Origin of the sequence: Micromonospora sp. NBC_00821, assembly GCF_036347035.1 — a bacterium.
GTDB lineage: Bacteria > Actinomycetota > Actinomycetes > Mycobacteriales > Micromonosporaceae > Micromonospora > Micromonospora hortensis.
In genome coordinates this window covers 630,359-653,524 of the sequence record NZ_CP108880.1, presented here as the reverse complement: position 1 = coordinate 653,524, position 23,166 = coordinate 630,359, and the positions used below count along the sequence as shown (strand labels likewise).

Here is a 23,166-nt window from a genome sequence, read left to right as displayed (position 1 = left end):
CACCGCAAAATAGATCTTGGACAGTTTCCGAACGGAAACTGTCCAAGATTCTGAAGCACGGATCAGACGGCGCGGAGGGCTACTCCGTGCTGGTCGCTGCCTTGCGTGGGGCGGCCTTCTTCGCCGGAGCCTTCTTCGCCGCCGTCGCCTTGGCCGTCGTGGTCTTCTTCGCGGCAGTGGACTTGCTGGCGGCGGCCGTCTTCTTGGTGGCTGTGGCCTTCTTCGCGGGCGCCTTCTTCGCCGCCGCCTTCTTCTTCGGCGCTGGGCCCTTCGCCCGCTTCTCGGCCAGCATCTCGGACGCTTCCTCGATGGTCAGCGCCTCGGGAGTCTGCCCGCGCCGCAGCGACGCGTTGAACTCACCGTCGGTGACATATGGGCCGAACCGGCCGTCCTTGATCACCATCGGCTTCTCGGTGGCCGGGTCCACGCCCATCTCGCGCAACGGCGGGGCCGCGGCTCGCCGTCCACGCGCCTTCGGCGCGGCCAGCAGAGCCAGCGCCTCGTCCAGACCGACAGTGAACATCTGGTCCTCGGACTCCAGCGACCGGAACTCCTCGCCCCGCTTGACGTACGGGCCGTAGCGACCGTTGTTCGCGAAGACCTCGACGCCGTCCGGCGCGACACCGATCAGCCGGGGAAGGCTGAGCAGCTTGAGCGCCTCCTCGAGGGTCAGCGAGTCCGGGGTCTGCGTACGCAGCAGCGACGACTTCCGCTCGCCGCTGGACACGTACGGGCCGAACCGGCCGGACTTGAGCACGATCGGCTCGCCGGTGCCGGGGTCGTCGCCGAGCTTGCGCTCGCCGCTGCCGCCCAGGAACAGCTCGTGCACCTTCTCCGGGGTCAGCTCGTCCGGGGCCAGGCCCTCGGGGATCGGCGCCCGGTCACCCTGGGAGCCGCCCTCCTCGCCCTCGGCAGCCGGTGCCGGCTGCTCACCGCCGGGCAGTTCACGTTGCAGGTACGGCCCGTAGCGGCCGACCCGCACCACGACCTCGCGGCCGTCGTCGTCGGTGAAGAGCGGGATGGAGTTGACGCTGCGGGCGTCGATGTCGCTGAGGTTCTCGGTGACCAGCTTCTTGAGCCCACCAGAACGGGCGATGTCCTGGTCGCCGGCACCGTTGGAGCTGCCGAAGTAGAACGCCGTGAGGAAGTCGACCGCCGCGTGGTCACCGCCGGCGATCTCGTCCAGCTCGTTCTCCATGGTGGCCGTGAAGTCGTAGTCGATGAGGCGGGGGTAGTGCCGCTCCATCAGCCCGATCACCGCGAAGGCCAGGAAGGTCGGGATCATCGCCTGGCCGCGCTTGGTGACGTACCCCCGGTCCTGGATCGTCTGCATGATCGACGCGTAGGTGGACGGGCGGCCGATGCCCAGCTCTTCCAGGGCCTTGACCAGCGACGCTTCGGTGTAGCGCGACGGCGGCTGGGTGTGGTGGCCCTGCGCGGCCAGTTCGTCGGCGGTCAGCGGCTGGTCCTTGACCAGGGTGGGCAGCCGGCGCTCGGCGTCCTCGGCCTCGGCGTTCTCGTCGTCGCTGGACTCGACGTAGGCGCGCAGGAAGCCCGGGTCGGTGATGGTCTTGCCGGTCGCGCCGAAGTCGGCTTCCTCCTGCGAGGTGGAGACCGCCCGGATGCGCACCGACACGCTGGAGCCGACCGCGTCGGTCATCTGCGAGGCGATGGTGCGCCGCCAGATCAGCTCGTAGAGCTTGAACTCCTCGGCGGACAGCTCCTTGGCCACCTCGCCCGGGGTACGGAAGTTGTCCCCCGCCGGGCGGATCGCCTCGTGCGCCTCCTGCGCGTTCTTCACCTTGCCGGTGTAGCGGCGCGGCTCCGGCGGAACGCTGCGCTCGCCGTACAGCTCGACGATCTGTCGACGCGCCGCCGAGATGGCGGTCTCCGACAGGTTGACCGAGTCGGTACGCATATAGGTGATGTAGCCGTTCTCGTACAGGCGCTGCGCGGTGCGCATCGTCTGCTGCGAGGACAGGCGCAGCTTGCGGGCCGCCTCCTGCTGGAGGGTCGAGGTGATGAACGGCGCGTACGGGCGACGGCGGTAGGGCTTCTCCTCGACCCGGGTGACGGTGAACGGCCGCCCCTCCAAGCGGGCCGCGAGACCACGGGCGCCGCTCTCGTCGAGGTGGACGACGCCGGCGCCAGGCTTCACCCGGCCGGTGGTCGGCTCGAAGTCCTTACCGGTGGCGATCCGGTCACCGTTGAGCGCGATGAGGGTCGCGTTGAACGCACGCGGGCCCTCGCCGACGTTGGCCACCGCGAGGGTGGCCAGGATGTCCCAGTATTCGGCGGTGCGGAAGGCCATCCGCTGCCGCTCCCGCTCGACCACGATGCGGGTCGCCACGGACTGCACCCGGCCTGCCGAGAGCCGCGGCATGACCTTCTTCCACAGCACCGGGGAGACCTCGTAGCCGTACAGGCGGTCGAGGATCCGGCGCGCCTCCTGGGCGTCGACCAGATCGCGGTCGATCTCCCGGGGGTTGGCCACCGCCGCCTGGATCGCCGGCTTGGTGATCTCGTGGAAGACCATCCGCTTGACCGGGACCTTGGGCTTGAGCGTCTCGACCAGGTGCCAGGCGATCGCCTCGCCCTCGCGGTCCTCATCCGTCGCCAGGAAGATCTCGTCGACTTCCTTGGCCAGCTTCACCAGCTTGCTGATCTGCTGCCTGCGGTCGGCGGAGACGACGTAGAGCGCCTGGAAGCCGTTGTCGACGTCCACCCCGAGCCGGGCCCAGGGTTCCTTCTTGTACTTGGCCGGCACGTCGGCGGCGTTGCGCGGCAGGTCGCGGACGTGACCGAAGCTGGCCTCCACGACGTACCCCGGGCCGAGGTAGCCCGAGATCGTCTTGGCCTTCGCCGGTGACTCGACGATGACCAGACGGGTGGTTCCAGCGTTGCTCGGCACGTCTCTCCCCGACCTCACTCCTGCTCGTGGTCTGCCGGCGCCCGGACAGCGACCGCTTTCGACCCCGCCGTCGCACCGGCGGTCCGGATGTCCAACGTAACGCGCCGCCCGCGTTTCGGGTTTCGCGGGCCGCAAACCGCTTCAAGGCGGCTGTCGACGCCACCCTGCCGCGCTCGGCACTGCCGGACGGCGCCACCGTACACCGTGGGTAGGGCTCGAAGCGGGTCACTGTGACGATGGCGGACCCACGACCGAGGCCCGAGCCGCCCGTTTTCCGCCTGGATCGACCCGCCCGCTGTCCGGCACCGGACACCCGGCCGGCCCACCCCCGGGCCGCCGCCCAACCCCGTCGATCACGGACTTGTGGTGGGCGTTTTAAGCCAGAACAAGCAGTACGTCCCCACCACAGCTCCGTGATCGACCCGGTGAAGGTGGGGTGGATCAGGTTGGCCAGGCGTCGACCGGCGCCGCGTTCGGCGGCCCGCCGACCAGCTCGGCGAGGCGGGCCAACCGGCGGCGGCCGATTATTCGGTACGCCGGGCCGCCCTCAGCCGGGCCGAGCAGCGTCCCCGCCATCCCCGCCGAGGCGAGCGCCACGCCGATCGGCTCCCAACACTCGTGGTCGTCGGCGCCCAGCCGCAACAGGAAGCAGTCCGGAGGCTCCGGCGTCCCGGCGGCGGCGAGCCACAGCCGCAACCGCCGACCGGTCAGGTGGAAGGCGGCCGGCGGGCGTTTCGTCGTACCGTGCAGCCAGGCGGCCGCGAGCGGCTTCAAGACCCGGGTGTACGACGTACGAACGGCGTGTCGCGCGCCCCCGGTCGGCTCCCAGCTCGCCGCCAGCCCACGCGACGCCAACTCGGCGACCAGCACGTGCACCCGCCAGGCGGCGTCCACCTGCACCGAGAGCCGGGCCGTGCCGCCCATCCGGACCACCTCACCGGGCCCGGCAAGCAGGCCGGCCAGGTCGGCGACTGTCGGTTCGGCCGCGTCCGCGCCGAAGAAGACAAGTTGCCGGCCAGCGTCGTCAGTCTGGGGTGGGCCGTTCTGGACTGAGCCGTTCTGCGACGGGCGGTTCTGCGACGGGCGGTTCTGCGGCGCGCCGCCGCGGCGTCGCCCGGGAGTGGGCGTGTCGGACTCGGGCGCGGGGAACAGCGCCGGGGGCGGCTGTGCCTTCCCGGTGTCACCGAGCCCGCTCAGCGACACTCCGGCACCTCGTCGAATGCCTGTTTCAACTCCTCGGAGTTGAGCTTGCTGGTGTCCAACGCGCTGGCGTCGTACTCCGTGTTGAGGGTCTCCACGGCGGCCCGCACGCCGTCGTAGAAGGCCGTCGGCTCGCCGGTGCCCAAGCCGTCGATGGTGTCCCGGGCACGGCCGTACGCGTCCCGCATCTTCCCCAGGGAGCTGCGGAAACCGGCGGAGATGGCCTCGCCGTTCTCCGCCTCCGGGATACCCGCCTTCTCCACCTTGCGGCGCGCGGCCTCGCTGGCCTGCTCCGCCCCATCGAAGAGCCGCACCAGGTTCTCCTTGGCCTGCGCCGGCGTGGTCTGCGCTGTCATCTGCTCGTCAGTGCTGCTGGTCAGCTTGTTGATCTCGGAACGCCACGGGGTGAGGGCACCGCAGACCGAGGCCGCCCAGGCCCGTGGGCTGGGACCCCCGCCGCAGCCGGCCAGGACGACGATCGTGGCCAGGACCACCGTGAGCTTTCCGGCGGCAGACGCCCGGCACGTACGCATGCGTTGCAGCGTACGGCCTTTGGCCAGGTGTGGCATCGGGCCGGACGGCCGGGGTCCCCGGTCGACGGGCTACGTCGACCGGGGACCCCGGGCCGTTGGTGGATCAGGCGTTCACCGTCTCCGGGCGGTGATCGGTGCTGCCCGCGCCGGTGTTGCCATCGGCGTCCGAGTCGGACATCGCGATGCCCTTGCGCTTGCTGAACACCACCGACGCCACGATGATCAGCGTCGCGACCAGCGCGATGCCGACCCGCAGGCCGACGTTGCGTTCGTCGCCGACGCTCCAGGCCACCACGGCGGGCGCGATCAGCAGCGAGACCAGGTTCATCACCTTGATCAGCGGGTTGATCGCCGGGCCGGCGGTGTCCTTGAACGGGTCACCGACGGTGTCGCCGATGACAGTGGCGGCGTGCGCCTCGGAGCCCTTGCCCCCGTACGCGCCGTCCTCGACCAGCTTCTTGGCGTTGTCCCAGGCCCCACCGGAGTTGGACAGGAACACCGCCATCAGGGTGCCGGCACCGATCGCACCGGCCAGGTACGCCGCGAGCGCGCCGGGCCCGAGGCCGAAGCCGACAGCGATCGGCGCCAGGATGGCGAGCAGGCCGGGGGTCATCAGCTCGCGCTGCGCGTCCCGGGTGCAGATGTCGACGACCTTGCCGTACTCCGGGCGCTGGGTGCCGTCCATGATGCCGGGCAGCTCACGGAACTGCCGGCGGACCTCCATCACCACGGCACCGGCCGAGCGGGACACCGCGTTGATGGCCAGCCCGGAGAAGAGGAAGACCACAGCCGCGCCGATGATCAGGCCGACCAGGTTGCGCGGGTTCGCCACGTTCAGCGCGTTGAGGATCTCGTTGCCGACGTCGCCCACGCCAGCCGTCGCGTACGCGCTGCTGAGCGTGTCGGTGTACGAGCCGAACAGCGCGGTCGCGGCGAGGACCGCCGTGGCGATCGCGATGCCCTTGGTGATCGCCTTGGTGGTGTTGCCGACCGCGTCCAGCTCGGTCAGCGTGCGAGCGCCGTGCTCGTCGATGTCGCCGGACATCTCGGCGATGCCCTGGGCGTTGTCGGAGATCGGCCCGAAGGTGTCCATCGCGACGATCACGCCGACGGTGGTGAGCAGGCCGGTGCCGGCCAGCGCCACAGCGAACAGCGACAGCGTGATGGAGCTGCCGCCGAGGAGGAAGGCGCCGAAGACGCCGGCACCGATCAGCAGCGCCGAGTAGACAGCCGACTCCAGGCCGATGCTGATGCCGGCCAGGATCACTGTCGCCGCACCGGTCTGCGAGCTCTTGCCGATGTCCTGCACCGGTCGCCGTTTGGTCTCGGTGAAGTAGCCGGTCAGCGCCTGGATCGCGGCGGCCAGCACGATGCCGATCACTACCGCGCCGATGGCCACCAGCCGCGGGTTGCCGGTGGCGTCGGTGAGGCCACTGTCGAACTCGCCGAAGGTCGCCGGCAGGTACGCGTAGGCGGCGATCGCCACCAGCACCGCGGAGAGCACCGCCGACAGGTAGAAGGCCCTGTTGATAGCGGTCAGGGCGTTACGGTCGGACGCGCGCAGCCGGGTGATGAAGACGCCGACGATCGCGATCAGCACGCCGATGGTGGAGATGATCAGCGGGAAGACCAGGCCCTCCTCGCCGAACGCGGCGCGGCCGAGGATCAGCGCGGCGACAAGCGTCACCGCGTACGACTCGAACAGGTCGGCGGCCATGCCGGCGCAGTCACCGACGTTGTCGCCCACGTTGTCGGCGATGGTGGCGGCGTTGCGCGGGTCGTCCTCGGGGATGCCCTGCTCGACCTTGCCGACCAGGTCGGCGCCGACGTCGGCGGCCTTGGTGAAGATGCCGCCGCCGACGCGCATGAACATCGCGAGCAGCGCGGCGCCGAAGCCGAAGCCCTCCAGCACCGTGGGCGCGTCACCCCGGTAGACGAGGACGACCATCGCCGCACCGAAGAGGCCGAGGCCGACGGTGAAGAAGCCGACGACGCCGCCGGTCTGGAAGGCGATCTTCATGGCCGCCTCGCGGCCACCTACTCGCTCCCGTGCGGCAGCGGCCACGCGCAGGTTGGCGCGGGTGGCCAACCACATGCCGGCGCCGCCGATGAACGCGCTGAACAGGGCACCCACCACGAAGAAGAGCGAGCGGCCGATCTTCACAGCCAGCTCACTGCCATCGGTGTCGTGCACCGGAAGCAGGAAGAGCAGCACGACGGCGACGACGACGAAGATCGCCAGGGTGCGGAATTGCCGGAGCAGGTAGGCCGAGGCGCCCTCCTGGACCGCCCCCGAGATCTCCTGCATTTTCTCGGTGCCCTTACCAGCGGCCAGCACCGTTTTTGTCAGGGCGGCAGCGAAACCGAGTGCCACCAGCGCGACAACCGCGGCGATGACGACGTAGGTGACATTGCTTCCGGTAAGGGAAAGCCCGCCGCCGTCGGCGGCCAAGGTCTCGGACATCTGTGTCCTCCTGTTACCGAACATCGCGCCGGTGAGTGGAGACGCACTGACCGACGCCTGGATGCGGACTCGCAAGCGCGCGCCAACCCACCAGCGGACCAGCGATGAACACCCATACCCGCTGGCTGCGGGATAGGTCACTTGCTGACAACCCGGGTACTGTAGCCCTCCGCAGTGTTGGAGGTCACACCCAGGTGGCACCGTGTCGCGATGATCTTCGTCGCTGTGTTATGAAACGAAATCTGATATAGGGCCCCATCCATGCAAAGAAGGCCGCATCCCCAGCAGGGGACGCGGCCTACGCAGCGGAACCAATCAGCGGCCGACCGGCCACACCATACGTACCTCGGTGCCGATGCCCTCGTCGACCGGGCGCACCTGGAGGTCCTCGACGAAACCGGCGAGCAGCGCGAAGCCGACGCCGGTGGTCAGCGCCTCATCGGTCAGCGCCTCGTTGGCCAGCTCGTCCGGCGGCAGCGCGGTCAGACCGATACCCGCCTCGATCGGCGCCCGGTCCACCACCCGCACGGCGTACGAGCCACCGTCGGACATCTCCACCAGCACCGGGTCGGCCAGGCCGTACTGCCGGTGCAGGGCCACCGCCCGCGTGCACGCCTCACCGATGGCCAGGCGCACCTCGTCCAGCAGGTCCTCACGCACCCCGGCGCGCCGGGCGACGGCGACGCCGACCAGGCGGGCGGTACGCACGTGCACCGGAGCGGGCGAGAAGGAGAGCTTGACTGTCGCCATCACGCGCCGGCGCCCGCCGAGTCGGCGCTGATCGCCGCGTCGACCGTCGGGTGCAGCGGAAACACCTGGTCCAGCGCGGTGATCCGGAAGATCTTGAGCAGCGGTTCCTTGTCGCAGACCAGCGCGAACGAACCGCTCGCCGAGCGGAGCCGCTTGAGCGCGCCGACCAGCACGCCCAGCCCGGTGGAGTCGAGGAAGTCCACCCGACCGAGGTCGACCACCACGTGACGGGCGCCACCATCGATCAGTTCGAGGAGTCGTTCACGGAGTCGGGGTGCGGTGTAGACGTCCACCTCACCACCGACCTCGAGCACCGTGTGCTCGCCCACGGTGCGGGTCGCCAGTGACAGCTCCATCGGTCCTCCTCGCCAGAGCCGTAAACTCTCGTGGGCATCTAACCACTACCGCCGGGGCGGCCTGCGGACGCCAGCGGAGGCTTCCCCTTACCCCGGTGTCCGACTTTTCATCTCCGAACACCAGTGCGAGAGTGCAGGGCGTGACCTCCAACGACTTCAGCTCCGCGCGCGGCACCCCGCGCCACGACCTGGAGTCGTCGTCCGCGGCCACCGTATCCGCTGGTCCCGGCCCCGGGCCAGCGCCGGCCGACCTGCTGCGCCGGCTACGCGCCCGGGGCGCCGCCGACCCGGTCACCCACGTCGAGCGGGTGCCGGCCCGCGCCGGTGTGCCCGCGCCGTGGCCGTCGTGGGCACCGGCGGAGTTGCGCGAGGCGTTCACCGGGCGCGGCGTGGTCGCGCCCTGGCAGCACCAGGCCGAGGCAGCCAACCTGGCGTACGAGGGCCAGCATGTGGTCGTCGCCACCGGCACCGCGTCCGGCAAGTCACTGGCGTACCAGTTGCCCGCCCTCGCCACACTGCTGGCCGACCCCCGGGCCACAGTGCTCTACCTGGCGCCGACCAAGGCGCTCGCCGCGGACCAGTTGCGCGCCGTCGCCGCGCTGGAGCTGGAGGGGGTACGCCCCGCCTGCTACGACGGGGACACTCCGCGCACCGAGCGGGAGTGGATCCGCCGGCACTCCCGGTTCGTGCTGACCAACCCGGACATGCTGCACCACGGCATCCTGCCCGGGCACGCCCAGTGGTCCGGTTTCCTGCGCCGACTCGCGTACGTGGTGATCGACGAGTGCCACACCTACCGGGGCGTCTTCGGCTCGCACGTCGCGCACGTGCTGCGTCGGCTGCGTCGGCAGTGCGCCCGGTTCGGGGCCACCCCGGTGTTCGTGCTCGCCTCGGCCACCTCCGGCGACCCGGCCACCGCGGCCGGACGGCTGACCGGCCTGCCGGTGACAGCGGTCACCGAGGACGCCTCCCCCCGCGGCGGGGTGACCTTCGCACTCTGGGAACCGCCGCTGCTGCCACCCGACTCGTCGGCCACTTCCCCGGTGCCGCCGCAGGCGACCGGCGAGCACGACGAGCTTCACCAGGTCCGTCGGTCGGCGCTGCGCGAGACCGCCGACCTGCTCGCCGACACGGTCGCCGAGGGGGTACGCACCCTCGCGTTCGTCCGCTCCCGCAAGGGCGCCGAGGTGGTGGCCGCCAACGCGCGTCGAGCGCTGGACGACGCCGTGCCCGGCCTCGGCGACCGGGTGGCCGCCTACCGGGGCGGTTACCTGCGGGAGGAGCGACGCGAGTTGGAACGGGCCCTGCTGCACGGCGATCTACTCGGCCTGGCCTCCACCAACGCGCTGGAGCTGGGCGTGGACCTGGTCGGGCTCGACGCGGTGCTGATCTGCGGCTACCCGGGCACCCGGGCGTCGCTGTGGCAGCAGGCGGGCCGCGCCGGGCGTTCCGGGCAGGAGGCCCTCGCGGTGCTGGTGGCACGGGACGACCCCCTGGACACCTACCTGGTGCACCACCCGGAGGCGATCTTCGGCGCGCCGGTGGAGGCAACGGTGCTCGACCCGGCCAACCCGTACGTGCTGGCACCGCAGCTGGCCTGCGCCGCGGTGGAGGCGCCGCTCACCCCGGCCGACCTGGTGCTCTTCGGCGAGGGGGCGAAGGAGGCGGTCGATCAGCTGGTCGCGGCGGGGGCGCTGCGACAGCGGCCCACCGGTTGGTACTGGCGGCACCGGGAGCGACCCGAGGTGGACCTGCGCGGCGAGGGCGGCGCCCCGGTCGCCGTGGTGGAGTCGTCGACCGGCCGGCTGCTCGGCACCGTCGACGGCGGCTCGTCGCACTTCCTGCTGCACTCCGGCGCGGTCTATCTGCACCAGGGCGTCTCGTACGTGGTCGACCAACTCGACCTGGCCGACGGCTGCGCGCTGGTGCGCGCCGAGGAGCCGGACTGGTCCACCCACGCCCGCGACGTCACCGACCTGTCAGTGGTGTCGGTGCGCTCCTACGTGGACGCCGGGCCGGTCGGCATGTTCCTCGGCGAGGTGGACGTGACCAGCCAGGTGGTGTCGTACCAGCGGCGGCGGATCGCCACCGGCGAGGTGATCGACACCCGGCCGCTCGACCTGCCCGCCCGGGAGCTGCGCACCGTGGCGGTCTGGTTCACCCTGTCGCCGCAGTCGTTGGCCCTCGCCGGGGTCCAGCCGGCCGACGTGCCAGGCGCGCTGCACGCCGCCGAACACGCAGCGATCGGCCTGCTGCCGCTGATGGCCACCTGCGACCGGTGGGACATCGGTGGGCTCTCCACCGCCATGCACCCGGACACCGAGGCGCCGACCGTCTTCGTCTACGACGGGCATCCGGGTGGCGCCGGCTTCGCCGAGCGGGCGTACGGAACGGCGGCGGCGTGGCTGCGGGCCACCCGGGACGCGATCGCGGAGTGCGGCTGCGAGGCCGGCTGCCCGTCCTGCGTGCAGTCACCGAAATGCGGCAACGGCAACAATCCCCTCTCCAAACCGGACGCGATCCGGGTGCTCGACGTGGTGTTGACGAACCTGCCCGACTGACCGGCTTGCATGAATCGGCATGGCACGGGGCACAATGATGTGGGAGCGCTTCCATCGATGCCAATGTTGCTGATCGCCCCCCGTGCCCGAGGAGAAGCTGTGGCCGACACCATCGCCGAGACCGTCGACCTGCTCTACACCATCGACCAGGACAATCTCACCCTCGACCAGCAGATCGCGCTGGGGTCGGCACTGGCCGCCCTGGCCCAGGCGGAACGGCTGGAACAGATCAACGAGCGGCTGCGCGGCATCCACCAGGTGCTGAACACCTGGGCGCTGCGAGCCGCGACCTCCGTCGACAGTCGCTGAGGCCTTCCGGAGTGATCCTGCTAGGGCACCAGTGATCACTCCGCGCTGGGTAGTCGTCCGGCGACCTCGACGGCTACCCAGCAGCAACTGATCTTGGGCAGCGGGGAGGGCGGTGCTTGTCGGGCTGTGCGAGACTCCGGCGCACCAACCCCCAGAGGAGTACTCATGCAGCTCGACAACTTGCAGGGCCAGCACCAGTTCCACATCCGCCAGCGCCTGCGCATGATGGTCAACCAGTACGAGGTCCGGGCGGTCTCCCCCGACGGCACCGAGGGTGAGCTGTTGGCGTTCGCGCAGCAGAAGCGGCTCGCCTTCAAGGAGCAGGTGACCATCTACACGGATGACTCCAAGCAGCAGCCTCTGCTCGGCTTCAAGGCCCGCCAGCGCATCGACCTCGGCGCCACGTACGACGTCACCGACGCCGCGGGCAACGCGATCGGCCTGTTCCGTAAGGACTTCGCCCAGTCGCTGCTGCGGTCCACCTGGCACGTCGAGCAGGGCGGCCTGCCGCAGGTGACGGGCCAGGAGCGAAGCATGCCGGTGGCACTGCTGCGTCGATTCGTCGACTCGCTGTCCTGGCTGCCGTACCACTTCGACTTCACCGCAAACGGCCAGCCGGTCTTCACGGTGGTCAAGAAGTGGGGCCTGCGCGACAAGTACGTCGTCGAGGTGCAGAACCCGCAGATCGACCGCCGCCTGGTCATCGCGATGGCCGTCGCCCTCGACGCGCTCCAGGCCCGCTGACACACCCGGCCCGGACCAAAGCGCCGCGGCGACCCACCACGGTCGCCGTCGCGGCCACCCAATCCGCGGCTGCCGGCCGGGACCTGGACCTCGAACAGTCCCGGCCGGCAAGCCGTCGGCCGTGATCCCCGGCCGGCCGGCAGTCGGCCGCGATCCTCGGCCGGCAGGCCGTCGGGCCGGCAGGCCGTCGGGCCGGCAGGCCGTCGGGCCGGCAGGCCGTCGGGCCGGCAGGCCGTCGGGCCGGCAGGCCGTCGGGCCGGCAGGCCGGCAGGCCGACGGGCCGGCAGGCCGACGGGCCGGCAGGCCGACGGGCCGGCAGGCCGTCGGGCGGCGCTCTCGGGCGGCGCTCTCGGGCGGCGTTCCGTTGGTGACTCGGAGCCCTGACGGGTCCGGTCCCCCTTTGGAGCTGATGTCGTAAACGCATCACCCTTGATGTCGTAACCGATTCAGCTCCATAGCACCCAACCAATCCCACCAGGGCCCCTGGCACCTTCGACCAGGCGGTGGCCCGTATCTGCGCCTGGTGCCGCAACGCGAGTCAATTCCGGAACGCCACAGGCCGCGCCCTGCGCACGCCGCGCCCTGCGCACGCCGCGCCCGACCACAGGGCACGCCTGGGCTGCCCGCACCCCGCCGGAGGCGGCGCTGAGCAGTGACGCCGCCGCAGGGGTCAGCCCCGCACCGGGCCGGCGCGGGCGCTCGCCGCGGCTACCCGGGTCAGGCCGGGTAGTGGCGTGAACGCCACCTCGACCGTCACCTGCACGTCCAACCCGTCGAGGTGGCAGCCGACCAGCCGGCCATCGTTGCGACCGGCGAGGTCGGCGGCGGACGCGCAGGCCACCGCGTCGCCGTCGAGCGCTCGGGCTGCCCCGGCCAGCGCGCCGAGGTCGGCTGCTACCGCCGCCCGCTGACTCGCCATTCCGGCGGCGACGATGGCGGCGCCGAACGTCCCGAACACCACGAAGACGAGCCCCATCGCCAGCAGCAGGACCGTCGCGCCACCTCGCTGCCGGTCCGACCGGCCAGCGACGATCCCTCCGGCAGCCGGTTGTCGGCCGGAGCGGGGTGACGGATCTCTTCGCACTACCAACTCCCCTCGTGTGCGCCCGGTTCGACGGCGGCGACGGCGGTGGCGACCACTGTGATTCGTGGTAGCCGGGCGCCCAGTGTCCGGACGGGTGCCCGTACCGTCGCCTGCACCCGGTCGCCGTCGACGGACACCGACACCGCCGCCCCCGGCGGCGCCGCCCGGCCACCCTCCGCGCTGCCGTCCGCGCCCCGGGCTGCGGCGAGCGCCGCCTCCCGGGCCGCGTGCAGGCAACCCGCCTGCACGCTGACGGCGTTGACAGCGGTCAGGCCGGCCAGCAGGAGCAGAAGCAGCGCCGGCAGGCCGGCCGCCAGTTCGGCGGTGAAAGAACCCCGGTCCCCGCCAACGGTCCGCGCGAGGACGCGAGGTCCCCGCCCGCCGCGTGCCGCCAGCCCGGGGACGCTCGACCCTGAATCGCGGCCGACCCGCCGGCGCTCGATCACTTCAGTGCCCGGTCGATGACGGCGGTCAGCGCCGACTGGACGTTGCCGGAGGTCAGCACCTTCAACAGGATCCCGGCGAAGGCGACCGCGGCGAGAGTGCCCACGGCGTACTCGGCCGTGTTCATTCCGGCATCGCCGCGCAGGCGAGCGATGAGTTTGCGCATGACTGTTTCCCTTCTCGATGGGTCAGAGCACATCGCCGAGGACGGCGACGATCACCGGCACGAGTCCGGCGAGAATGAACGCCGGCAGGAAGCACAGCCCCAGCGGCAGAACGATGAGGACACCCGCCCGGCGGGCCGATGCCTCAGCAGCGGTGGCCCGGTCGGCGCGCAGGTCGTCGGCGAGCCGGGTCAGCGCACCGGCCAGGGCGGCACCACTGTTGGCCGAGCGCAGCGCCGCCGCGGTCAGGCGCTCTGCGCCTGGCACGCCGTCCAGCGCGGACCATGCCTCCGCTGGGCCACCACGAAGCAGCAGCGTGCGGCCAACACGGGCCAGCCGGTCGGCGAGCGGCCCGTCCAGTGCCTCGGCGACGGCCAGCACCGAGCGATCCACCGGCGCGCCCGCCCGCATCGCCGCAGCCAGCAGGTCGGCGGCGAGCGGTAGGTCGGCGGCCTCCTGTTGCCGCCGCTTGCGCACAGCGGGCGACTCGATCCGCCGCAACAGAACATCGAGCAGGAACGCGGCCGGAAGAGCACCGAGCAGCCCGAGCCAGCCCTCGACGACGATGGCCACCGCGAGCCCAGCCAACACCGCCACGAGCCGGATCACGTCCGGTCGCCGCCGCCTGGTCGAGCTGGGCTGGCTCACTGAGCTGGGCTGGCTCGGCGCGCTGGTTTGGCTCGTTGAGCTGGGCCGGCCGGCTGGGCTGCGTTGGCCGGCCCAGCTGCGTTGGCTCCCCGAGCTGCGTTGGCTCCCCGAGCTGCGTTGGCTCCCCGAGCTGCGTTGGCCGGCGGCGCTGCGTCGGCCGGCTGAGTCGGGCTGGCCGGCTGGGCCGCGGGGCGTCATCCGGCCCGCCCCGGTGTCGCGCCCAGCCGTTCCGCCCAGAGGAGGCCCACGACCTGAAGTGCAACCGCGACAACCCCGCTAGCACCGCCGACAGGGCTGTGCAGGAGCACCGCCATGGGGTCGACGCCGATGCCGTACCCCAACCCGATCCCGCCAATCGGCAGGGCCGCCAGTAGCCAGGCCGTGGCCCGCGCACCGGCCGCCTGAGCCGCCGCAGCGGCCAGACCACGGTCGGTTGCCCGAGCGTCCGCCTCGATCCGTTCCAGAAGCTCCGCCAGCGGCGCACCGGTCCGGTCGGCCAAGCGCACCGCCGCCGAGGTCAGCTGACGTAGGCGGCTCGCCCCGTCACTCTCGACGGCCGTGACGTCGAGCGCGTGTGGGACGGGCAGGCCGGCCCGCAGGTCCGCCGCGAGGCCACAGAGCTGGTCCAGGCCACGTCGACGGTCCCGCTCGGTGCTCCGGTTCACTCGCCAACGCAACGCGGCGCGCACGGCCAACGTGCCGTAGCCGGCCATCGCGACTGCGGCCACCGGACCGCCGACCACGGCGCCCACACCTCCACCGAGCAGGCCGACCACAGGCAGCACGCGGGTCGCCGATCGCGAGATGCGCACCGACGGAGGCGTACCCGGTTTTCTGTCAATCGGGCCGACGCGCCCGTGGGCGCGACAATCGACGATCGCGCATTCGTCGGCCGTTGCCCCGGCGGACGTGTCGCCCCGACAGCCGGCGGCCAGGTCGCCGCGCCCATCGGTGGTTACCTGGCCGGAGCCATCGTTCCGGCCGGAAGTGTCCACGCCACTGACACCGATCGTGGTCGTGGCCGCCGATGCCCCCGGCCGCTGTTCGGCGTCGAGCATGGTGGGGGCCGCTTCCGGGCGGGCGGTGCCGGTCGGGCGTCGGGGATCCCGACGGGCCGGCGGGCGCGTGGGGCCTTCCGGACGAGTGAACCCGTCTGCCGCTCCCGGCCACCTCGGGCTGCGACTGACGTCCCGGTCGGGCCAGCCGAGTGCCGTCCGTCTTCCGTCGGCGCCCGCAGTAGTCGTCGACTCGAACGCGATGCCGACCTGATGACCCTTGGTCGGGGCGACGCCAGTGCCGTCGACCGGCCCGTCCGGCGTGCGACCGAGTTCCCTGATCCACTGCACCAGGGCCTCATCCGGATCGGCACCGCCGGCCCTCCGTCCCGGTGCCAGCACGCGACGTCGACGGGCCCGGATGCTCCGCATGGGCCACGCCACCAGGGCAGCGGCGACCAGGAGCAGCGCCGCCGCCAGCATCGTCTCGCCGGTCATGCCGGACCCGCCGATCCGGGCCACGGCTCGCTGAGGATGGGCGGCACCGCCACCCCACGCTCCCGCAGCAGCGCCCCGAGGGCACGGGCGGCGAGCCCGAGCCCACTGCCGCGTACCCAGGCGGGCACCACTGTCACCAGCCGTTCGGGCCCCTCGGGCAGCAACAGGCAGACCGACTCCAGGACGCGACCCCGGTCGCTGCGTCGCACCTGGAACAGCACCTGCAACGCGGCGGCCACCTGGGCGTGCAGCGCGGCGCGCGGCAGCCCACCCAACATGCCCAGGGCCTCCAACCGGGCCGGCACGTCCGACGGTGTGTTGGCGTGCAGGGTGCCGGCACCCCCGTCGTGGCCGGTGTTGAGCGCGGCCAGCAGGTCGACCACCTCACCGCCCCGGCACTCCCCGACCACCAGCCGGTCCGGGCGCATCCGCAACGCCTGCCGGACCAGGTCCGCCAGGCTGACGACGCCTGTTCCCTCCACATTGGCGGTACGCGCCTGGAGCCCCACCACGTGTGGATGCCCCGGGCGCAGCTCGGCGGCGTCCTCCACCAGCACGATCCGTTCGGTCGCCGGCACCATCCCCAGCAGGGTGTTGAGCAGTGTCGTCTTGCCCGACCCGGTGCCCCCGGTTACCAGGTACGCCAGCCGGGCCGCCACGACTGCGGCGAGCAGTGGCGCCAGCGGTCGCGGCACGGTCCCCTGGCGCACCAACTCGTCGAGGGTGAACGGCCGGTGTCGGAAGGTCCGCAGCGACAGGTAGGGACCTTCGGTCGCCACCGGCGGCAGCACGGCGTGCAGCCGGGTGCCGTCGGGAAGCCGCGCGTCCGCGTACGGGGAGCCGTCGTCGAGCCGCCGCCCCGCGCTGGCGATCAGCCGCTGCGCCAACCGGCGGACGTCCTCCGCCGAGCCCACCGGGACGGCGACCTGGTGCAGCCCCGACCCGCGGTCGACCCAGACCCGGGCGCCGTTGACGAGGACGTCGGTGACCTCCGGGTCGGCCAGCAGCGGCGCCAACGGCCCAGCGCCGACGAGGTCGTCGCGCACCCGGTCGGCGATCCGCAGCATGGCGGTGTCACCGAGCACTGCGGCGGCGGGCTCGGCCCGTACCGCGGAGACGATGGCCGCCGCGGTGACCGGGGTGGTGGCGGCGGCGATCCGCTGCCGTACCCGGGCGGCGAGGGTGCCGTCCTCCGGCCCGGCGGTCATGCCGCACCCGCAGCCGGAACGCCGGTGAGGTCGGTGACGATCCGTTGGCAGAGCGCGGCCAGTGGGCCCTTGCCCCCGGCGGCCGGCGCCTCGCCGCGTTCCAGCCCACGGCAGAGCCCCGGCTCGGGGCGCAGCGTGCCGGCCAACGGGAGGCCCAGCGCGCGTGCCACCTCGGACGCCCGCAACCGCCCGGGCGCAGGCCCGCGCACCACCACCGAGAGCGCAGCGCAGTGCGGGGCGGCCGCAGCCACCACCCGAGTGGCCGCAGCGGTGGCGCGCAACTCGGCCGGCACGACGACGAACGCCTGGTCGGCGGCTTGCAGCGCCACCACTGCCGCGTCGTCCAACTGTCGGGGCAGGTCGATCACCACGAAGTCCCGCCCACGCCGGGCCGCGTCGACAGTCGCTGCCATCGCCGTCGCCGGCAACGTCAGCATTTCGCCGCGGTCCCAGGAGAGCACCACGAGATCACCCCGGCTGGGCAGGGCCTGGACCAGCGCCGGGGCGTCCACCCGCCCGTCGGCGCTGGTGAGCGACGGCCAGCGCAGGCCTTCCAACTGCTCCCAGCCCAGCACGAGGTCGAGGCCACCACCGAGCGGGTCAGCGTCGACCAGGAGGGTGCGCAGCCGGGCCCGCGCGGCGGTCACCGCAAGACCACCGGCGAGCACACTCGCGCCCGCACCGCCCCGACCACCGAGGACCGCGACGACCCGGGCGCCGACGCCGGCCGGACGGTCCGGGTCATGCTCGGCGAACCGATCCACCAACCACGGCTCCGCAGCCGGCAGCGTGGCGACGTGCTCGGCCCCGATCAGCTCGGCGATCTGCCAGCCCGGGTCGAGCTGACCGGCCCGGCCGAGCAGCACCAGCCGGGGGCGCTGCGGCAACCGGGCACGCAGGCAGGCCTGCGCCTGGTCGGCGCCGAGCAACACCAGGGGCGCGGGAAGCCACCGGGTACGGGCAGCCGCTGGGTCCCGGGCCAACTCCACCTCGGTCCCGCCAACGGCGGCGAGCCGGAGCACATCATCGAGCAGATCGTCGTCGCCGGTGACGACCAGCGGGAGCCGGCGGATCGGCGGAACCGTGGTACGGGGTGGCATCGCGGCCTCCAGCGGTCGGGCTCGGGTATGCCGCCGACAGTGCTCGGAATCCGCCCCGCAGGCCGCCCGGATGTCGTCGCCTGTGGACAACCTGGTGGGCTGTGGAAAACGCCCGCCGAGACAGCTGATCTGCTACGGGCACGGGCAAATCCGCAGCTGGCGCCGCTGAGCCCAAAACAGCGGGGCCGCTCCCGAAAGGAGCGGCCCCGCGAGTCGGTGGTCAGCCGGGCTGATTTGTCCAGGCCGCATCGAGGATCACCTGGTACGAGCTGATCCGCACTGGCGACAGCGTCAACAGCTCAGCGGCGAGCAATTCACCCGTCCTCGGATCGAAGACCAGAAGAGATTGCTGGTCGTGTTCGCGGTCATCGAAGGTGACGGCGACGCCTTTGCGGCCGGCACGGTCCGTGACCTGCCCCCGCCAGCGGAAGCCGGGCACGTCGGCGAGGACCCGCAGGACCGCAGCTCGGGTCGCACGCGGCACGACGTACCGCGCGTAGAGCGTGCCGACCCACTTGCTCGCCGCCCCCGCGCCGTACTCGACCTTCAGCCGCTCCCGCAGCTCGGACGGGTCGGCCGACGGCGGCCTGAGCTCCTCGGGCGGCAGCGGAATGACGTCCGGCGCGGGGGTGCCGGTGGCTGCTGGTCGCCCGATGCTCTCGCGCTGCCAGTAGTCCCGAGACTCCTGGTCGGGGTACTGCGGCTCCAGTTGGGTCCTGATCTGGTTACCGGTCCCGTCGAGGGCCTGCCAGATCTTCGTCTCGCTGGCAAAGGCCACGTGGTGGCGACCGTCGGCAGACGTCTCCACTGGGTCGCCCCACACCTTGGTGTGGTGATACATGTAGCGCCCGCTCTGGCTGTCGTACGCCGCGTCTTTGATCTTGTTGGCCAGCATGCGTAGCTGCGGGCCGGCGGCCGGCGGATCCGCGTCGAACTGGTACGCGACCGGCACCAGCACCAACCCCGCTGCCGCCGGCGGCTCGGCCGGAGTGTCCGGTGCCCCCTCGCCGAACGGCTCGAGCACCGCCACGGCACCGACCGCGACCGCCAACGTCCCGGCCGCCAGGACCAGCCGGCGGGTCGGGCGTACGCGACGATGCTCGCCGACCGTTTCGGTAGCGCTGGCGCGTTCGATCAGCTCGCGCGCCGAGACCAGCGGTGACCCGACGGCGGCGTTCCGGGCCGGGTCGGCCGGGCCCAGAAGAGTACGGGTGCGCTCTGCTCCGAACATCACAGATCCTCTCGAATTGTCACCAACACCGGTCGACGCCGGGTCGGCGCGGGCCGGTCCGACATTGCTTCGGCAAGACGACGGCGAGCGCGATGCAGGCGCACTGCGGCGGTCGCCCCGGCGCAGCCGAGAACCTTTGCCGCCTCGGAGACCGTCAGCTCCTCCCAGCCGACCAACCGGAGGATTTCCTGGTCGAGGTCGTTGAGGGTGGCCAGAGCCGCCCGGACGTCGGCGACCCCGACTGTCGTGTCGGCACCCGACGATCCGGCCAGTCGCTCGAGGTCGACATCGGTGATCGAGAGGAGGTCCGGGGCGGCACGCCGCGACCGCCACTGGTTCGCCAGCAGGCGCCGGGCCACCCCGTACAGCCAGGGCAGGCTGCGGTCCGGCACCTCGGCGCGGCGACGCCAGGCGACGACGAAGACCTCCTGGGCAAGCTCCGCCGAGGCATCCCGGTCAGCAAGCCGGCGCAGGCCGTACCGGACTATGTGCTCGTACTCGGCGGCGTAGAGGCTGGTGAACCAGCCCTCGTCCCGCTTCTTCGGTGGACCCACCCGAACCCCCATTGCCTCGGCGACTCTCACAGTGGCTTGTGTCGCTGAGGGACCCGGGATTACCGCGCGGCCGAGGGCGGGTGCTGCCCACCGGGAAACGAACGCTGCGGTCAGTCGTCGATTGCCTGGTACACGGTGGTCCAGAAGTCGTGCCACATCGGCAGCCGCTGGTCGCCCGCGTGCGCCCGCTGGATGAACACGATCGTCGTCAGGTCCTCGGCGGGATCGTTGTACCAGGCGGTGCCGTAGAAGCCTGGCCATCCGTAACTGCCGACCGAGGGCCCGAGGTGTGTACGCCGGGTCCGGACCGACATTCCGAAACCCCAACTGATGGCGTCGAAGTATCCGGGCCAGAACCCGGAGATGGCTCTCTGCGTCGGGGTCAGGTGGTCGCTCGTCATCAGCGTCACCGCTGGCCGCGACAGCACCCGCTCGCCGCCGTGGGAACCGCCGGCAAGCAGAGCCGACGCGAAGGCGAGGTAGTCCTGGGCGGTCGACACGAGCCCACCGCCACCGGACTCGAACAGCCGCGGTCGACTGAACCGCCCGTCGGGGGCGTCCTCGACAACCGGGCCGGTCGCGGCGTTGTCCTGCTCGTACGCCGTCGCGAACCGGCCGAGGCTCTCGCTACCCACGCTGAAGGCGGTGTCGGCCATTCCCAACGGCTTGCAGACCCGCTCCCGCACGGCATCCCCGAAGGACATGCCGGTGGCCCGGGCGATGAGCACGCCGGTGACGTTGGCGGCGGTGTCGTACATCCAGCGCTCACCCGGCTGGTGGACGAGCGGAAGGTCACCGAGCTGGCGGATCCACTCATCCGGCGACTGATATTCGAGTGCGTCCAGCGCGTCGGCGATCGGGACCGTTCCCGGCTCGGCGGGGACCATGCCGGTGCCAAGGGTGCCGTCCAGGACGTCCCGCAGCGTTATCGGGCGTTCCGCCGGGACGGTGTCGTCCAGTGGGCCGTCGGGATCGGCGAGCACTGTCATGTCCGCCAACTCCGGGAGGAGATCGTCGACCGGATCGTCGAGGCGGAGGGTGCAGTCCTCGACGAGGGTCATCGCACACGCGGCGACGATCGGCTTCGACATCGAGCCCAGGCGACAGATCGTGTCGGCCGCCATCGGCGTCTGCGACCCGGGGCCCTCGAACGCGAGATGACCCGTCGCCTCGATGTGCACCTCACCGTGGCGGGCGAGGACGACCACCATGCCCGGGACGAAGCCGGACTCGACGTGGCGCTCAAGCAACCCTTGCAGCCGGGCCAGCCGTTTCGACGAGAAGCCGCCAGCAGCCACGTGTTTCCTCCTCAGCTCGCCTCGTTGGCAAATTACACGGCAGGCGGCGGTCGCACCGTCCGCGACGAGCTGGGGAGGGGACCCACCCGAGCGGTCCCGCACATCGCCAGACCGCTTCAACAACCGAGGGTGCCGCACGTTGCGGAGGTGTGTCGCGCACCGAGCCGTGGGGCCACACCGACTGCCGGGCGGCTCGCGCTTCTGCGGTGGAGCGTTTCCAGCAGAAAGGGACGACCCCCGTCGGGGGGAGACGGGGGTCGTCGGAGGTTCGGCTCCGGGGGGGTCGAGCCGAACCACTCAGCGGTCACGGGGGGTGCAACCGCTGAGGGTCTGCCTGTTTCGAGGATGTGAAAGCTCGTCGTACGGACAAGTCTGCCTGAGCGCGCCCGTCACGTCGAGTGGTGCTGCCTCCACTCACTGCGAAAATCTCCTCGCAGAGTGTGAGCGTGATCACGCGAAGCGGAGAGCCCGCAGGTCTGAGGGGTGGCATGACCCCGGGCACCCGCCGACGATAGACCATCCGGCTAGACTTTCGCGCCGTGGGCCGAAGTGCCGCTTTCTTCGATCTGGACAAGACCGTCATCGCCAAGTCGAGCGCCCTGGCGTTCGGTCGTCCGTTCTACCGGGATGGGCTGATCACCCGGCGTGACGTGGTCAAGTCGGCGTACGCGCAGCTGATGTTCCGGCTGGGCGGCACCGACGAGCAGACCATGGCCCGAACACGGGACTACCTGGCTGCGCTCTGCAAGGGCTGGCAGGTGGAGCAGGTCCGCCAGATCGTCGCGGAGACGCTGCACGAGCTGATCAACCCCTACGTGTACGCCGAAGCCGCCGCCCTGATCGAGGAGCACCAGGCGGCTGGGCGGGACGTGGTGCTGGTGTCGGCGTCCGGCGAGGAGATGGTCCGGCCGATCGGCGAGCTGCTCGGGGTGACCGACGTGATCGCCACTCGGATGACGGTGCGGGACGGCCGGTACAGCGGCGAGGTCGAGTTCTACGCGGCCGGTCCGAGCAAGGTCGAGGCCGTCAGCGAGTTGGCCGCCGCTCGGGACTACGACCTGGCTGATTCGTACGCCTACTCCGACTCGTACAGCGATCGTCCGTTGCTGGAGTGCGTGGGCCACCCGAGTGTGGTCAACCCGGACCGGCAGCTACGCAAGCTGGCCTCGGAGAACGCGTGGCCGGTGCTGGAGTTCCGGCACCCGATTCCGCTGGGCCGGCGGCTGCGGGAACGTCCTGCGGTCCCGGTGGCCGCGGCGGCCCTGGGGGTCGGGGTGGGCGTGGCGATCGGCATCGCCTGGTACGGCCGGCACCGTCGTACCCGAGCCGCCACCACTGCCTGATCCCACCCAGCCGACCGCTCAGGCGGCGGCGAGGATCTCGTCTCCGATGGCGGTGAGCTGGTCGGTGCCGACCTCGACGGCGGCCATGTAGTGGCGTAGCCAGGAGCGCAGCCCGTCCGGGGTACCGGTGGCGAAGGCGCCGGCCGCGCCGACGTACTCGGGTTCCCGCTCGCGGTGCCCCACGTCGACGGGGAGCAGGCCACGCGGGTCGAGGCCACTGGCGAGCAGCACCAGCCGGGCGGCCCCACGGGCCACCACGCCGGACGGCCCGGCGAACGGGCGCAGGTTCAGCAACTCCCCGTGTACGACAGCGGCGAGCACCAGCGGGGAGACCTTCGTGCCGCCGGCGACGAGGCCGGCCAGCCCGTCCAGCCGGGTGGCGACCACCGGGTCGGCGACCGGGCGGCCCAGCTCGGCCTCCGACACCAGGTCCCGGGCGGCGAGCACGTGCAGTTTCGCGAGGGCCTGGCGGGGCGCCTTCGGCCACAGCTCACTCAGGCCCGGCAGCGCTCCGGCGACCCGCAGCGCCCCCTGGAGCACCGGGTCGGTGACGGTGCCGGCCCGGACCGCCTCACGCTCGTGCCTGGCTCCCTCGAGGGCCGCGCTGGCCACCGCGGAGCGGAGGCTGACCTCGGCGGCTACCTGTCCACCGTGCCGGCGCAGCGCCCGGTGCCCGAGCGCCTGGTCGAACCGCGCGCGGGCCTGCTCGACGGCGGCGGTGATGTCGGCGAGCGCGAGCAGCGGGGCGAGCGGGTCGGTGGTCACCCCGCC

20 protein-coding genes and 1 pseudogene are annotated in these 23,166 nt (G+C 71.9%); 4 read left to right on the top strand and 17 right to left on the bottom strand.

The window, feature by feature from the left end; all coding sequences use genetic code 11:
* Positions 1-79: 79 nt before the first annotated feature.
* From topA to OHB44_RS03045, 6 genes are all read right to left on the bottom strand, one after another.
* Complete coding sequence (topA, locus tag OHB44_RS03070; RefSeq protein ID WP_266303927.1) at positions 80-2,911, bottom strand: type I DNA topoisomerase; 2,832 nt, start codon at positions 2,909-2,911, stop codon at positions 80-82.
* Positions 2,912-3,352: 441 nt separating this feature from the next.
* Positions 3,353-4,114, bottom strand: coding sequence for a hypothetical protein (locus OHB44_RS03065; RefSeq protein WP_330439561.1), 762 nt, complete (start codon positions 4,112-4,114; stop codon positions 3,353-3,355).
* Entirely contained in the window at positions 4,105-4,644 is a 540-nt protein-coding gene (locus tag OHB44_RS03060) for a hypothetical protein (RefSeq protein WP_238684774.1), read from the bottom strand. The genes OHB44_RS03065 and OHB44_RS03060 overlap by 10 nt, the downstream gene beginning before the upstream one ends.
* A gap of 103 nt (positions 4,645-4,747) precedes the next feature.
* The gene (locus OHB44_RS03055; protein ID WP_238684775.1) at positions 4,748-7,108 is read right to left on the bottom strand and encodes a sodium-translocating pyrophosphatase; all 2,361 of its coding nucleotides are present in this window, start codon (positions 7,106-7,108) and stop codon (positions 4,748-4,750) included.
* Between the two features lie 315 nt (positions 7,109-7,423).
* Positions 7,424-7,861 (bottom strand): ATP-binding protein, encoded by a 438-nt coding sequence (locus tag OHB44_RS03050; RefSeq protein WP_238684776.1) that lies wholly within the window; start codon positions 7,859-7,861, stop codon positions 7,424-7,426.
* A complete protein-coding gene (locus OHB44_RS03045; protein WP_091395433.1) occupies positions 7,858-8,214 on the bottom strand; it encodes an STAS domain-containing protein in 357 nt (118 codons plus the stop codon). Before OHB44_RS03045 ends, OHB44_RS03050 begins: the two co-directional genes overlap by 4 nt.
* 188 nt (positions 8,215-8,402) lie before the next feature.
* Between OHB44_RS03045 and OHB44_RS03040 the strand changes: the two genes are divergently transcribed.
* From OHB44_RS03040 to OHB44_RS03030, 3 genes are all read left to right on the top strand, one after another.
* Entirely contained in the window at positions 8,403-10,775 is a 2,373-nt protein-coding gene (locus OHB44_RS03040) for a DEAD/DEAH box helicase (protein WP_442932684.1), read from the top strand.
* A 99-nt stretch (positions 10,776-10,874) separates the two neighbouring features.
* On the top strand, positions 10,875-11,084 hold the full coding sequence (locus OHB44_RS03035; protein WP_030334221.1) for a hypothetical protein: 210 nt from the start codon (positions 10,875-10,877) through the stop codon (positions 11,082-11,084).
* A gap of 165 nt (positions 11,085-11,249) precedes the next feature.
* The gene (locus OHB44_RS03030) at positions 11,250-11,828 is read left to right on the top strand and encodes a hypothetical protein (RefSeq protein WP_238684778.1); all 579 of its coding nucleotides are present in this window, start codon (positions 11,250-11,252) and stop codon (positions 11,826-11,828) included.
* 670 nt (positions 11,829-12,498) lie between these two features.
* Here the strand turns inward: OHB44_RS03030 and OHB44_RS03025 are convergent.
* The 10 genes and pseudogenes from OHB44_RS03025 to OHB44_RS02980 form a co-directional block, all read right to left on the bottom strand.
* Entirely contained in the window at positions 12,499-12,912 is a 414-nt protein-coding gene (locus tag OHB44_RS03025; protein WP_442932651.1) for an Rv3654c family TadE-like protein, read from the bottom strand.
* A complete protein-coding gene (locus OHB44_RS03020; RefSeq protein ID WP_266305232.1) occupies positions 12,912-13,307 on the bottom strand; it encodes a TadE family type IV pilus minor pilin in 396 nt (131 codons plus the stop codon). Before OHB44_RS03020 ends, OHB44_RS03025 begins: the two co-directional genes overlap by 1 nt.
* Positions 13,308-13,354: 47 nt before the next feature.
* Complete coding sequence (locus tag OHB44_RS03015; protein ID WP_081883916.1) at positions 13,355-13,522, bottom strand: DUF4244 domain-containing protein; 168 nt, start codon at positions 13,520-13,522, stop codon at positions 13,355-13,357.
* A gap of 22 nt (positions 13,523-13,544) precedes the next feature.
* Positions 13,545-14,168 (bottom strand): type II secretion system F family protein, encoded by a 624-nt coding sequence (locus OHB44_RS03010; RefSeq protein ID WP_330439559.1) that lies wholly within the window; start codon positions 14,166-14,168, stop codon positions 13,545-13,547.
* A gap of 194 nt (positions 14,169-14,362) precedes the next feature.
* A pseudogene (locus tag OHB44_RS03005) lies at positions 14,363-14,956 on the bottom strand (type II secretion system F family protein); the annotation flags it as partial.
* A gap of 701 nt (positions 14,957-15,657) precedes the next feature.
* The gene (locus OHB44_RS03000) at positions 15,658-16,869 is read right to left on the bottom strand and encodes a TadA family conjugal transfer-associated ATPase (RefSeq protein WP_330439558.1); all 1,212 of its coding nucleotides are present in this window, start codon (positions 16,867-16,869) and stop codon (positions 15,658-15,660) included.
* Positions 16,866-17,969, bottom strand: coding sequence for a septum site-determining protein Ssd (ssd, locus tag OHB44_RS02995; RefSeq protein WP_266303932.1), 1,104 nt, complete (start codon positions 17,967-17,969; stop codon positions 16,866-16,868). Before ssd ends, OHB44_RS03000 begins: the two co-directional genes overlap by 4 nt.
* A 220-nt stretch (positions 17,970-18,189) precedes the next feature.
* Positions 18,190-19,200 (bottom strand): CU044_5270 family protein, encoded by a 1,011-nt coding sequence (locus OHB44_RS02990; protein WP_330439557.1) that lies wholly within the window; start codon positions 19,198-19,200, stop codon positions 18,190-18,192.
* Positions 19,200-19,754: an RNA polymerase sigma factor gene (locus OHB44_RS02985; RefSeq protein WP_330439556.1), complete on the bottom strand. Its 555-nt coding sequence runs from the start codon at positions 19,752-19,754 to the stop codon at positions 19,200-19,202. Before OHB44_RS02985 ends, OHB44_RS02990 begins: the two co-directional genes overlap by 1 nt.
* Before the next feature lie 110 nt (positions 19,755-19,864).
* Positions 19,865-21,052: a serine hydrolase domain-containing protein gene (locus tag OHB44_RS02980; RefSeq protein ID WP_330439555.1), complete on the bottom strand. Its 1,188-nt coding sequence runs from the start codon at positions 21,050-21,052 to the stop codon at positions 19,865-19,867.
* A gap of 539 nt (positions 21,053-21,591) precedes the next feature.
* On the opposite strand from OHB44_RS02980, the gene OHB44_RS02975 reads away from it, so the two are divergent.
* Positions 21,592-22,395 carry an HAD family hydrolase gene (locus OHB44_RS02975; RefSeq protein WP_030486293.1) on the top strand — a complete coding sequence of 268 codons (804 nt, stop codon included), beginning with the start codon at positions 21,592-21,594 and terminating at the stop codon, positions 22,393-22,395.
* Positions 22,396-22,413: 18 nt separating this feature from the next.
* Here OHB44_RS02975 and OHB44_RS02970 read toward each other — a convergent pair whose 3' ends face one another.
* Positions 22,414-23,160, bottom strand: a complete 747-nt coding sequence (locus tag OHB44_RS02970) for an oxidoreductase (protein ID WP_330439554.1) — start codon at positions 23,158-23,160, stop codon at positions 22,414-22,416.
* Positions 23,161-23,166 lie beyond the last annotated feature (6 nt).